This is a genomic window from Streptomyces sp. KL109B, assembly GCF_030766935.1.
Lineage (GTDB): Bacteria > Actinomycetota > Actinomycetes > Streptomycetales > Streptomycetaceae > Streptomyces.
In genome coordinates, this window is sequence record NZ_JASERL010000002.1 from 1,232,808 (window position 1) to 1,245,680 (window position 12,873).

Annotated in this window: 9 protein-coding genes; 5 read left to right on the top strand and 4 right to left on the bottom strand. The window is 73.3% G+C overall.

The features are described from left to right. Positions 1 to 67: 67 nt before the first annotated feature. Positions 68 to 1,018, top strand: a complete 951-nt coding sequence (locus RBJ65_RS11200; protein ID WP_306318043.1) for a hypothetical protein — start codon at positions 68 to 70, stop codon at positions 1,016 to 1,018. A gap of 71 nt (positions 1,019 to 1,089) precedes the next feature. Here the strand turns inward: RBJ65_RS11200 and RBJ65_RS11205 are convergent, their stop codons facing one another. Continuing rightward, positions 1,090 to 2,268: a CdaR family transcriptional regulator gene (locus RBJ65_RS11205; protein ID WP_306318042.1), complete on the bottom strand. Its 1,179-nt coding sequence runs from the start codon at positions 2,266 to 2,268 to the stop codon at positions 1,090 to 1,092. 155 nt (positions 2,269 to 2,423) lie between these two features. Between RBJ65_RS11205 and RBJ65_RS11210 the strand changes: the two genes are divergently transcribed. Beyond that, a complete protein-coding gene (locus tag RBJ65_RS11210) occupies positions 2,424 to 3,827 on the top strand; it encodes an alkyl sulfatase dimerization domain-containing protein (RefSeq protein ID WP_306318041.1) in 1,404 nt (467 codons plus the stop codon). After that, the gene (locus RBJ65_RS11215; RefSeq protein WP_306318040.1) at positions 3,827 to 5,116 is read left to right on the top strand and encodes an MFS transporter; all 1,290 of its coding nucleotides are present in this window, start codon (positions 3,827 to 3,829) and stop codon (positions 5,114 to 5,116) included. The genes RBJ65_RS11210 and RBJ65_RS11215 overlap by 1 nt, the downstream gene beginning before the upstream one ends. Here RBJ65_RS11215 and RBJ65_RS11220 read toward each other — a convergent pair. From RBJ65_RS11220 to RBJ65_RS11230, 3 genes are read right to left on the bottom strand one after another with little or no spacing between them, the layout of a single operon-like run. Next, positions 5,106 to 5,414 carry an AzlD domain-containing protein gene (locus RBJ65_RS11220; RefSeq protein ID WP_306318039.1) on the bottom strand — a complete coding sequence of 103 codons (309 nt, stop codon included), beginning with the start codon at positions 5,412 to 5,414 and terminating at the stop codon, positions 5,106 to 5,108. The genes RBJ65_RS11215 and RBJ65_RS11220 overlap by 11 nt on opposite strands. Then, complete coding sequence (locus tag RBJ65_RS11225) at positions 5,411 to 6,163, bottom strand: AzlC family ABC transporter permease (RefSeq protein WP_306318318.1); 753 nt, start codon at positions 6,161 to 6,163, stop codon at positions 5,411 to 5,413. The genes RBJ65_RS11220 and RBJ65_RS11225 overlap by 4 nt, the downstream gene beginning before the upstream one ends. Further along, the gene (locus tag RBJ65_RS11230; RefSeq protein WP_306318038.1) at positions 6,058 to 7,062 is read right to left on the bottom strand and encodes an AraC family transcriptional regulator; all 1,005 of its coding nucleotides are present in this window, start codon (positions 7,060 to 7,062) and stop codon (positions 6,058 to 6,060) included. Before RBJ65_RS11230 ends, RBJ65_RS11225 begins: the two co-directional genes overlap by 106 nt. Before the next feature lie 89 nt (positions 7,063 to 7,151). Between RBJ65_RS11230 and RBJ65_RS11235 the strand changes: the two genes are divergently transcribed. After that, positions 7,152 to 11,906 (top strand): ATP-dependent helicase, encoded by a 4,755-nt coding sequence (locus tag RBJ65_RS11235; protein WP_306318037.1) that lies wholly within the window; start codon positions 7,152 to 7,154, stop codon positions 11,904 to 11,906. A 102-nt stretch (positions 11,907 to 12,008) separates the two neighbouring features. Further along, positions 12,009 to 12,815 carry a DNA-formamidopyrimidine glycosylase family protein gene (locus RBJ65_RS11240; RefSeq protein ID WP_306318036.1) on the top strand — a complete coding sequence of 269 codons (807 nt, stop codon included), beginning with the start codon at positions 12,009 to 12,011 and terminating at the stop codon, positions 12,813 to 12,815. Positions 12,816 to 12,873: the final 58 nt, after the last annotated feature.

Consider the following 12,873-nt stretch of genomic DNA (forward strand, 5'->3'; position numbering starts at 1 on the left):
CCGCCCCTGAGAGTGCAGCCGTGCCCGGGAGGCTTGCCGAGAACGCTTTCCGTCCTACGGTCGACGCATGGCCGAAACCGGAGCTTCCCCACTCCCCCCGTCGCCCCCGGCACGCTCCCCGCTCTCCCGTGCCGAGACATTCATCTGGCTGACCGCACGCGTCCTGGAGCAGCGCCGCTTCGCCTACCACTTCCTGGACGGCTCGACCGCGGCGGCGGACGCCGTGGAGACGGCACTGACCGCGTACCGCAACGAGGACGAGGGCTTCGGACACGCCCTGGAGCCGGATCTGCGCGGCCCGGTCAGCCAGCCCCTGCACACCGGGCACGCGCTGCGCGTCCTGGACTCGATCGGGCGCTGCTCGGGTCAGCGCGTGGAGCATGTGTGTCGCTATCTGACCGCCGTCTCCACCCAGGAAGGCGCGCTTCCCGCGGTGCACCCCAGCCAACGCGGCTATCCCTGCGCCCCGTTCGTGCCGATCGTGGACGACCCGCCGAGCGAGCTGCTGGCCACCGGGCCCGTCGTCGGCCTGCTGCACCGCAACGAGGTGTGGCACGCCTGGCTGTTCCGGGCCACCGACTTCTGCTGGGCCGCCGTCGAGTCCCTGAAGACGTCCCACCCGTACGAGGTCCAGGCCGCGGTCGCCTTCCTGGACAGCGCACCCGACCGCCCGCGCGCGCGAGTGGCCGCCGACCGGCTCGGCCGCCTCGTGCGCGAGCAGCGGCTCGCGGTGCTCGATCCGGAGCGCAGGGAGAACTACCCGGTCGCGCCCGGTTACGCGCCGAATGAGCACCACTTCCCGTACGACTTCGCGAAGGCGCCCGAGTCCCTGGCGCGCTCCTGGTTCACCGACGAGGAGATGGCCCGCTCACTCGACCACCTGGTGAGCGAGCAGCAGGAGGACGGCGGCTGGCCGATCAATTGGCGGCAGTGGGCGCCGACGACGGCTGTGGAGGCGCGCCCCATGGTGACCATCGAGGCCCTGCGCACACTGCGCGCCTACGGACGCCCCTTGTAGCGCGACGTCCGCGCGACGTCCGCGCGGCGTCCGCGCAGCGTCCGCGCAGCGTCCGCCCACCGGTCCGCCACTCACTGGTCCGCGTCGCGCAGCAGCAGCGCCGCGATGGCCAGGGCCGTTCCACGCGGTGAGGACAGTTCGATGCCGGTCGACTCGGCGATCTTCGCGAGCCGGTTGTCGACCGTGTTGGGGTGCAGGCCGAGCGTTTCGGCGGTGGCCCTGCGGTCCTGTTGGTGGGCCAGGTGCGTGCGGAGCGTCTCCAGGAGCTCGGGCCGCTCGGCGACCGGGTCGAGGAGGGCGGCGATGAGGTGGCTGCTCTCGTTGCGCCGGGAGAGGTGGTACTCGAGCAGGACGTCGTCGAGGCGGTGCAGGCCCGGCGGCAGGCCGCAGACGCGCGCGATGCGCAGGACCTCCGTCGCGGTGCGGGCCGCGTCGGGTATGTGCTCCGGGCCCTCCGCCCGCACCGTGGCCACCCGTACGTGCAGGCCGCTCGCCCGGCTCAGGTGTCGCGGCAGGTCGGCGGGTGGCGGGCAGTCCTTCGGGACGATGACCCGCCCGCCGGCGCCGTCCAGAAGGGCGAGCGCTGCCACACCGAAGGTGTGGTCCAGAACGCTCTGCAGACGCCGCAGCCGGCGGCGCACCGCGACGGGCCCCTCCGAAGGCGCCACGTCCATCCCGAGCGCCAGCACGTACGCGGGGCCCGCGAGCTGGAGCTGGTCGAGGAGCACGTGTCCGGGCGGGACCATCCCGTCCAGCAGCCCACGCACCAACGACCGCTGCTGCGCGTGCTGCTCGGCCTCCAGGGCGGAGCGCTCGTCCAGGTACGTCTCGGCGACCGCTCCGACGATGGCGGGGTGGGTCCGCAGCAGGACATCGACGAGTTCGACGAGGGCGGCCTCGTCGCCCGGCTGTGCCGCCTCGCACAGCGCCCGCCACAGGACGTACGCGCCGAGGGCGTGAGTACGCAGCAGGAGGTGCAGCGGCATGCCCTCCTCGGCGCGCTGAGCGGCCCTCTCGCGGAACAGCCGGTGGCTTCCGGGCCGCTCCGCGTCGGGGTCACCGACGTGCCGGAGGAACAGCCGTACGCCGTAGCGCGCGGTCGCCGCGATCTCCAGGTCCTTCACGTCGTCCGGCAGATCCCCGTAGCCGGGCAGTTCCTCGAAGGCCTCCCTGGCCATGCGACGCGCCAGTTCGTTCACGCGCGGTTCGCAGCGCGCGGCAAGGGAGCGCGCCTCCGGTGACAACGGCACGGATCCTCCCGCGAAATCGGCTGCAGAGCGCCCATTGTGACGCGTCACATCGGCACGACGACCAAGGTGTGACGTAAAACGCTGGTCCACGACGCGCGGGGCGCCTTGACTCGGAGAGAGCCGAAGGACCGCCGCCACCAGCTGGAGCCGCGCCCATGACCGAGCACAACACACCATCCGCCACGGCATCACGAGAGCCGTTGGACTACGCCGCCTACGCGGACGGCGTCTGGCAGGGGACACAGACACTGCTGCCGCACCTGACGGGCGCCTACACGGGGGACGAGCTGGTCCGGCTGAGCCCGCAGGTGGGCTTCTTCCCCGCCTTCTCCAACGTGAGCGTCTTCGACACCGGCGACGGCGCGGTGCTCGTGGACTCGGGCGACTTCCGTACGGCGGAGCAACTGCACGCGGCGGTGAAGGGGTTCGGGGCAGGTCCGGTGCGCTCCGTGGTGTTCACGCACGGGCACGTGGATCACGTCTTCGGGGTGTTTCCCTTCGACAAGGAGGCGGAGCAGAACGGGACCGCACGCCCCGAAGTGGTCGCCCACGAGGCGGTGTCCGCCCGCTTCGACCGCTACATCCAGACGTCCGGCTACAACTCGTGGATCAACCGGCGGCAGTTCGGCGTGCCCTCCCTGGAGTGGCCCACCACGTACCGCTACCCGGACACCACCTACCGGGACCGGACGACGTTCCGCCGCGGCGAGCTCACCTTCGAACTCGTCCACGCGCGCGGGGAGACCGACGACCACACCTATGTGTGGGTGCCGGAGCTCAAGACCCTGTGCACGGGCGACCTGTTCATCTGGAACACGCCGAACGCGGGCAACCCGCAGAAGGTGCAGCGCTATCCCGAGGACTGGGCGCGGGCCCTGCGCTCCATGCAGGAGCTGGGCGCGGAGCTGCTGCTGCCCGGCCACGGCGTGCCCATCATGGGCGTCGAACGCGTGAACCGCGCCCTGGACGACACGGCGCGCTTCCTGGAGTCGCTGTGCGAGCAGACCAGGGACCTGATGAACGCGGGCCACCGGCTCGACACGGTGATCCACGAGGTGAAGGTCCCCGAGGAACTGCTGTCCCTCCCGTACCTCCACCCCGCCTACGACGAGCCGGAGTTCGTCGTCCGCAACCTGTGGCGCCTGTGGGGCGGCTGGTACGACCAGAATCCGGCCCACCTGAAGCCGGCCCCGGAGGCGGACGTCGCGGCCGAGTACGCGCGCGCGGCGGGCGGCGCCGCGGCCCTGGCGAAGCGGGCGCGGGAGTTGCTCGCCGCGGGCGAGACACGGCTCGCCTCGCACCTCGCGGAGACTGCGGCCCTGGCGGCGCCCATAGATCCCGAAGTGGCACGCGCGCGTGCGGAGGTGTTCGCGCACCGCGCCCGCAAGGAGACGTCGACCATGGCGCGCGGCGTCTTCTCCTGGGCGGCGGCCGAGTCCGCCGCGGTGGCCGAAGGCACGGACGTGGCCACGGAGTTGACGCGCTCACCCGAGGGCCGCAAGCGGGCCCAGGGCGCGATCAGCGTGGGCGTGGTCGACGACGCGGACGGGTGCTGCTGATGCGCGGGGCCTGGCGCACCACATGGCTGCTGCTCGCCTTCATGGTGGTGAACTTCGCGGACAAGGCGGTGCTGGGGCTCGCGGGTCCCGAGATCCGGGCGGACTTCGGCATCACCCGCCAGGAGTTCGGCACCGCGCAGTCGGCGTTCTTCGCGCTGTTCTCGGTCGCCGCCCTGGGGGTCTCGGCCCTCACGAAGCGGGTGCGTACGACGCCGTTGCTCCTGGGGCTCGCCCTGCTGTGGTCGGCGGCGCAGCTGCCGATGCTGTGGGGCGCGGCCGGGTTCGGCACGCTGGTGGCCACCCGCGTCCTGCTGGGCGCCGCCGAGGGCCCTGCGGCCCCGGTCGCGATGCATCACGTGCACGGCTGGTTCCCGCAGCGCGAGCGGGCGTTGCCGACGGCGCTGCTGCTCGTCGGCGCCGCGGCCGGGGTCGCGGTGGCCGCGCCGGCCCTGAGCTGGGTGATCACGCACTGGGGCTGGCGCTGGTCGTTCGGCGCGGTGGGCCTGGTGGGCCTCGTATGGGCGCTGGTGTGGCGCCTGTGGGGCGCGGAGGGGCCGTTGGCACCCGCCGTCGGCAAGGGCATGCCGCAGTCCCAGCAGGACATGCTCACGGTGCCGCTGCGCCGCATCCTGCTGTCGCCCACGTTCCTGACCGCGGCGTACGCCTCGTTCGCCGCCTACTGGTCAATGAGCACGCTGCTCACCTGGGCGCCGGACTACTTGGAGAGCGTCGTCGGCTGGGACCTGCACCAGGCGAGCACCATGGTCGGCCTCGGAGCCCTCGCCAACGGCGCCGTCCTTCTGGTGCACGGTTTCGTCACGCGCCGCTCGGCCCTGCGGGGCACCCCACCGCGCCTCCCCGTAGGCATGGGGGCGGGCCTCCTTGTCGTGCTCGCGGGCTGTGCGAGCGCCGCGTACGGCCTGTCCGACTCGCTGGCCGTGAAGGTGCCCATGATGCTGGGGCCGATGGCGCTCGCCATGGTGATGCTCACGTTCGCTTCGACAGCCTGTGCCCGCATCGCGCCGCCCTCTCAACGGGGCGTCGTCCTGGGCGTGTTGACGTGCGTGTACGCCCTCGGGGGCATCCTGTCGCCACTCGTACTCGGCGGCATGGTGGACAGCGCGGCCACCGTGCCCGCGGGCTACGAGCACGGCTGGCTGCTGACCTCGGGGCTCCTGGTGACGGGCGGCATCCTCGCGGCCGTGTTCTGCCGCCCTGAGCGCACGGCGGAGCGGCTCGGCGTACCGGAGACACCGGCCGCCGCCCCCGCGCAACACGTCACCCCGTAAGGGCTCGCACCCCCGCGGTGACCACTACGGCCGCCGCGACCACAACGAGGAACGGTGCCCGCAGCACGAGCGCGAGGGCGGCCGCGGCGAGCCCGGCCGCCCTGGCGTCGAGGACCAGCACCCGCTCGTCCGCGAAGGTCTGCTGGGCCGTGAGCGCGGCCAGCAGGGCCACCGGGAGCAGCGCCGAGAGCCGCTTCACCATGGGCCGTTCCAGGGCGCCCGCGGGCACCAGCAGGCCGATCAGTTTCACGGCGTAGCAGCCGACCGCGGTGACCGCGATGGCGATCCAGACGTTCAACGGTCTTCTCCTTGTGGTGCGTTGGACCCCGCGGCACGGCGGCGCCCCTCTACGTAGAGCGCCGCCGGAGCCGCGAGGGCGGCCACGAGCACGGGCACCCCGGCCGGCAGTACGGGCAGCAGTCCGAGCATCAGCACGACGGCGGTTCCGGCGACGGCACGCTCGGTGGTGGTCTTCACCATGGGCGCGAGCAGCGCCAGGAACACCGCGGGCCCGGCCGCGTCGAGCCCCCAGGCGTCGGTGTCACCGATGGCCTCGGCGCCCAGGGCGCCGAGCAGCGTGGTGAGGTTCCACAGCACGTACAGGGTCAGTCCGGTGACGGTGAACCCGAGCCGCACGCCGCGCCGCGTCGGCTGCGCGAGCGCGACGGCCGACGTCTCGTCGATGACCCAGTGCGCGGCGAACGGCCGCACCGCGCGCGGGAGGGCCAGCAGCTGGGAGAGCCGCAGCCCGTAGAACGCGTTGCGCACGCCCAGGAAGAACGCTCCCGCGGCGGCGGTGAGCGGATTCCCGCCGGCCGCGAGTGCCCCGACGAGCGCGAACTGCGAAGCCCCCGTGAAGACAAGAAGGCTGAGCGCGCAGGACTGCAGCACGCTGAGGCCGCTGCCCGCCGAGGTCACTCCGAAGGCGAATCCGGAAAGGCCTACCGCGACTCCGACGCCGAGCGCGTCACGGACGACCGCCGCGTCGGGCTTGCCTGTCTCGTCCGTGTGCCCGGGGCCGGGAGGGCCGGCCTCGGCTCTACGTATGTCTGGGGATGCTGTCTTGTCTGCCACGCCTCGCACGGTACGAGGAGGGGCGCGTCCTGTTCTTGTACGTTCTTGCGCTCGCGCTGGTAGGCGCCCGGAGGTACCCCGACGATCCGGGTGAAGTGCCGGTTCAGGTGCGGCTGGTCGGTGAAGCCGACGGCCACCGCGGCTTCGGCGGGCGCCGTCCCCGCCTCCAGGAGCCGCCGGGCCACCCGCACCCGCGCGTTGGTGAGCCAGGTGTGCGGCGGCATCCCGTACGCGTCACGAAAGGCGCGCAGCAGCGCGAAGGGGCTGGTGCCGAACTCGGCCGCGAGGGCCTCCAGGGAGGGCGGGTCCGCCAAGCGCTCCTCGAGGAACTCACGCGCGCGTGCGGCTGCCGTGGCCCCCGCGGACCGCGAGGGCCGCGCCGCGAGGGAGGTCCCATGGGCGCGCAGCAGCCGGGCGAGCACGACCCGCAGGAGGCTGTCGGCGGCCAGCGCGTTGCCCTGCTCGGCGGCCCGGTGCACGTCGTTGATCATCCGCGAGGCCTGTGGATCGCTGACGATCGGTTCGCCGAACACCGCGGTGCCGCGCACCGTGCCGGTCTCCGCGGCGATCTCGGCGACGACCTCGGCGGACGGGTAGAGCGTGGCGTACGCCCAGCCGTCGGGTCCGGCGGCGCGCGCCGTGTGCGCCACTTCCGGATTGAGCATCACGACGCTTCCGGGGCCCGCGTGCAGGGTCCCGTCGGGCAGGCCGACCGCCTCGACACCCCGCGTGACCGCGCCGAACACGAAGCCGTCGTGGCTGTGGCGGGGGAAGGTGTGCCGGACGTAGCGGGCCCGAAGCAGGTCGAGCCCCGGCAACTGCTCGTACCGCCAGTGCCGCGCCCATTCGCTCTTCCCCGCCGACCGTGCCATGGCCCCATTCTGCGTCAGGCCACCCTCGACGAACCACCCGTTTGTGCAGGTCACCGCCATTGTCAGTGGTGGGGTGCAGGATGGGGGGCATGGTCAGGTCCAGGCAAGGGGGCCCAAGCGCCTCGCAGGCCCTCAGCGGCTTCTCCCCCGCGACCCGCGGTTGGTTCGAGGGGGCATTCTCCGCGCCCACGTCCGCGCAGGCGGGGGCGTGGCAGGCGATCGGCGAGGGTTCGGACGTGCTGGTCGTCGCGCCGACCGGCTCGGGCAAGACGCTCGCCGCGTTCCTCGCCGCGCTGGACCAGCTCGCGTCGACGCCGCCGCCGGCCGACCCGAAGAAGCGCTGCCGCGTCCTGTACGTGTCCCCGCTGAAGGCCCTCGCGGTGGACGTGGAGCGCAATCTGCGCAGCCCGCTGACCGGCATCCGCCAGGAGGCGGTGCGGCTCGGCCTTCCGGAGCCCGAGGTGAAGGTCGGCATCCGCTCCGGCGACACCCCGCCCGCCGAGCGCCGCGCGCTGGCCACGCGCCCGCCGGACATCCTGATCACGACACCCGAGTCGCTGTTCCTGATGCTGACGTCGGCCACGCGCGACGCGCTCACCGGCATCGAGACCGTGATCCTCGACGAAGTGCACGCCGTGGCCGGCACCAAGCGCGGCGCCCACCTGGCGCTCTCCCTGGAGCGCCTGGACGAGCTGCTGCCCCGCCCGGCCCGCCGCATCGGCCTGTCCGCGACGGTCCGGCCGGTCGACGAGGTGGCGCGCTACCTGTCGCCGCAGCGCAAGGTGGAGGTCGTCCAGCCGCCGTCCGGCAAGGAGTTCGACCTGTCGGTGGTCGTCCCGGTCGAGGACCTGGGCGAGCTGGGCGGATCACCGGTCGCCGACGCCAATGGCGAGGGAGCCGACCGCCCCTCGATCTGGCCCTCCGTGGAGGAGCGGATCACGGACCTGATCGAGGCCCATCGCTCGACGATCGTGTTCGCCAACTCGCGCCGCCTGGCCGAGCGATTGTGCAACCGCCTGAACGAGATCGCGTACGAACGCGCCACCGGCGAGCCACTGCCCGAGGACCACTCCCCCGCGGAGCTGATGGCTGAGGCGGGCGCCGCGAAGGGCGCTCCCCCGGTGATCGCGCGCGCCCACCACGGCTCGGTGTCCAAGGAGCAGCGCGCGCTGGTCGAGGAGGACCTGAAGGCGGGCCGGCTCCCCGCCGTCGTCGCGACGTCGAGCCTGGAGCTGGGCATCGACATGGGCGCGGTCGACCTCGTCGTCCAGGTCGAGTCGCCCCCGTCCGTCGCGTCCGGGCTGCAGCGCGTGGGCCGCGCGGGCCACCAAGTGGGCGCGGTGTCCACGGGAGTGGTGTTCCCGAAGTACCGCGGCGACCTGGTGCAGTCGGCCGTCGTGACCGAGCGCATGCGCTCCGGCGCCATCGAGTCCCTGCGCCTCCCGGCGAACCCTTTGGACGTGCTCGCCCAGCAGCTCGTCGCGATGACCGCCCTCGACACCTGGCAGGTCGACGACCTGCTGGCCCTGGTCCGCCGCGCCGCCCCCTTCGCCTCGCTGCCCGAGTCGGCGTTCACGGGCGTGCTCGACATGTTGGCGGGCCGCTACCCCTCGGACGCCTTCGCCGAACTGCGCCCACGCGTCGTGTGGGACCGCGTCGCAGGCACGGTCCAGGGCCGCCCCGGAGCACAGCGCCTCGCCGTCACCTCCGGAGGCACGATCCCCGACCGCGGCCTCTTCGGGGTCTTCCTCGCGGGCGCCGACCCCAAGAAGGGCGGCGGCCGGGTCGGCGAGCTCGACGAGGAGATGGTCTACGAGTCCCGTGTCGGGGACGTGTTCACGCTCGGCACCAGCTCCTGGCGCATCGAGGACATCACCCGCGACCGCGTCCTCGTCTCGCCCGCCCCCGGAGTGCCGGGACGCCTCCCCTTCTGGAAGGGCGACCAGCTGGGCCGCCCGCTCGAACTGGGCCGGGCGCTGGGCGCGTTCCTGCGCGAGGTCGGCTCCCAGAAGCCCGACGACGCGCGCGTGCGCCTGACGGCGGCGGGACTCGACGAGTGGGCCGCGAACAACGTCCTGTCGTACCTCGCCGAGCAGCGTGAGGCCTGCGGCCACATCCCGGACGACCGCACGATCGTGGTCGAGCGGTTCCGGGACGAGCTGGGCGACTGGCGGGTCGTCGTCCACTCCCCGTTCGGGGCCCAGGTGCACGCCCCATGGGCGCTCGCGCTGGGGGCCCGGCTCAACGAGAAGTACGGCATGGACGCCCAGGTGATGCACGCCGACGACGGCATCGTGCTGCGCCTGCCCGACGCCGACCTGATGGGCCTGGACCTCCTCGACCAGGAACCCACCAAGCCGGGCATGGAGTACGACGACGAGCAGGCGCCCATCGGAGCGTCCGACGTCGCCTTCGACAAGGGCGACGTGGACCAGATCGTCACCGACCAGGTGGGCGGCTCCGCCCTGTTCGCCTCACGCTTCCGCGAGTGCGCCGCCCGCGCGCTGCTGCTGCCGCGCCGCAACCCCGGCAAGCGCACCCCGCTGTGGCAGCAGCGCCAGCGCGCGTCCCAACTGCTGGAGGTGGCGAGCGAGTTCGGCTCCTTCCCCATCGTCCTGGAGGCGGTGCGGGAGTGCCTCCAGGACGTCTTCGACGTGCCGGGCCTCGCCGAGCTGATGGGCGACATCGAGTCCCGCAAGGTCCGCCTCGTCGAGGTCACCACCCCGGAGGCCTCCCCCTTCGCCCGCTCGCTGCTGTTCGGCTACGTGGCGCAGTTCCTGTACGAGGGCGATTCCCCGCTGGCCGAGCGCCGCGCGGCCGCGCTCTCCCTGGACTCCCGGCTGCTCGCCGAACTCCTCGGCCAGGCCGAACTGCGCGAGCTGCTCGACGCGGATGTCCTCGCCGACCTGGAGCAGGAGCTGCAGTGGCGCACGGAGGACCGTCGTGTCAAGGACGCCGAAGGCGTCGCGGACCGGCTGCGCCTCCTCGGGCCGCTCACGGACGCCGAGTTGACCGAGCGGGGCGCCGAGCCCGGCTGGGCCGAAGACCTCGCGGCCTCCCGGCGCGCCATCCGCGTACGGATCGCGGGCACCGACCACTGGGCGGCGATCGAGGACGCGGGCCGGCTGCGCGACGCCCTCGGCACAGCGCTTCCGGTCGGCGTCCCCGAAGCCTTCACGGAGCCGGTCAAGGACCCGCTCGGCGACCTCCTGGCCCGCTACGCCCGCACGCACGGACCGTTCACCTCCACCCAGGCGGCGGCCCGCTTCGGCCTCGGCGCGGCGGTCACGGACGGCGCGCTGCACCGCCTGGCGGCGGGCGGCCGTGTCGTCCAGGGCGAGTTCCACCCGGCGGGCATCGGCCAGGAGTGGTGCGACGCCACGGTCCTGCGCCGCCTGCGCCGCCGCTCGCTCGCCGCGCTGCGCCACGAGCTGGAACCAGTACCGCCCGCGGCGCTCGCCCAGTTCCTGCCCCAGTGGCAGCACGTGGGCGGCCACGGCCTGCGCGGCATCGACGGCCTGGTCCGGGCGGTCGAGCAACTCCAGGGCGCCTCGGTACCGGCCTCCGCCCTGGAGAAGCTCGTCCTGCCCTCCCGCGTCTCCGGCTACGCGCCGGCGCTCCTCGACGAACTCACGGCATCCGGTGAGGTGTTGTGGGCCGGAGCGGGTTCGCTGCCCGGCAAGGACGGCTGGGTCAGCCTCTACCTCGCCGACACGGCCCCGCTCCTCCTGCCGCCCGCACACCCCTTGGAGCTCACCCCACTCCACCAGGCCATCCTGGACGCCCTCTCCGGCGGCTACGGACTGTTCTTCCGCCAGATCGCCGACCAGGTCCGGGCCGCCACGCACCCCGAGGCCACCGACCCCCAACTGGCCGACGCGCTCTGGGAGCTGGCCTGGTCGGGCCGGCTCACGAACGACACGCTGGCCCCGATGCGCTCCCTCCTCGGCTCGGGCCGCACCGCGGGCTCCACCGCGCATCGAGCCCGCAGGGCCGTGCCACGCGGCCGCTACGGAGGCCTCACGGCAGGCGCCCGCCCCACCACATCCCGTACGGGCCCGCCCACGGTCGCCGGACGCTGGTCCCTGCTCCCCACCCAGGAACCCGACGCCACGGTGCGCGCCCACGCCCTGGCCCGCACCCTCCTCGACCGCCACGGAGTGGTCACCCGTGGGGCGGTCGCCGCCGAAGGCGTCGAGGGCGGCTTCTCGGCGACGTACCGAATCCTGTCCGCCTTCGAGGAGAGCGGTCAGGCACGACGTGGCTACGTGGTGGAGGGCCTCGGCGCGGCCCAGTTCGCGATGGACGGCGCCGTGGACCGCCTGCGCGCAGCGGCGAACGCCCAGGAACGCGGCGCCGCGCCCCAGGACCCGTACGCCCCGACCGACACCCCCACGGCCAGAAACAAGGGAACCGCCCCCCGCGCCCTCGTCCTGGCGGCAGCCGACCCGGCCAACGCCTACGGGGCGGCGCTGCCCTGGCCCGATCCCCCCACCGGCACGGGCCAGAAGCCGGGCCACAAACCGGGACGCAAAGCGGGCTCCCTCGTCGTCCTGGTCGACGGTGAACTGACGCTCTACATGGAGCGCGGCGGCAAGACCCTCCTGGCCTGGCCCACACCCGAGCCGACCGACACCACCGCACCGAGCCCCGCCCAACTGGCCCAGGACCCCCGCATGCCCCCGGCCACCCAGGCACTCGCCGAGGCCGCCCGCTCCGGCGCCCTCGGCACCATCACGGTCGAACGCATCAACACCGAACCCGCCCTCACCTCCCCCTACGCCCCCCTCCTCGAAGCCTCCGGCTTCCACGCAACCCCCCGCGGCCTCCGCCTCCGCGCATGACCTATCAAGCCCCGCCTTTCGTACGAGAGCCAGCGGGGCCCGGGGCAGAGCCCCGCGACGTAGGCAGACGCTCCCAGCCACCACCCGGCCTACCCTGACCCCATGCCCGAAGGAGACACGGTCGCGCAGACGGCAAAACGCCTGCACAACGCCCTCGCAGGCCACCCCCTCACCCGCTCCGACCTCCGCGTCCCCCGCCACGCCACCGCCGACCTCACCGGCCGCACCGTCCTGGACGTCACCCCCCGCGGAAAACACCTCCTGACCCGCATCGAGGGCGGCCTCACCCTCCACTCGCACCTACGGATGGACGGCTCCTGGAAGGTCTACGCCCCCGGCGAGCGCTGGCGCGGCGGCCCGACCCACCAGATCCGCGCGATCCTCGCGAACGAGAAACACACGGCGGTCGGCTACCGACTCCCGGTCCTCGAACTCCTGCGCACCACCGACGAGTCCAAGGCCGTCGGCCACCTGGGCCCCGACCTCCTCGGCCCGGACTGGAACCCCGAAACGGCCCTGCGGAACCTCCTCGTCGACCCCACCCGCCCCCTCGGCGAAGCACTCCTCGACCAGCGCAACCTCGCGGGCATCGGCAACATCTACAAGTCCGAGCTCTGCTTCCTCCTGCGCGCCACCCCCTGGCTGCCCGTCGGCGAACTGCCCACCGAGACCGCCGACCGCCTCCCCCTCCTCGCGAAGAAACTGCTGGAGGCCAACCGCGACCGCCCGGCCCGCGTCACCACCGGCCGCCCCCGCCCCGACGAACGCCTCTACGTCTACGGCCGCACCCGCCGCCCCTGCCTGCGCTGCCGCACCCCCATCCGCACGGCCGACCAGGGCGACGGCTCCCGCGAACGCCCCACCTACTGGTGCCCGCACTGCCAACGGGGCCCCTCCCCGACGCCGTAACGCACCCCCACCCCTCCCCCTCACCCCCGCACAATAATTGACGCCCCGTCAGAAAACC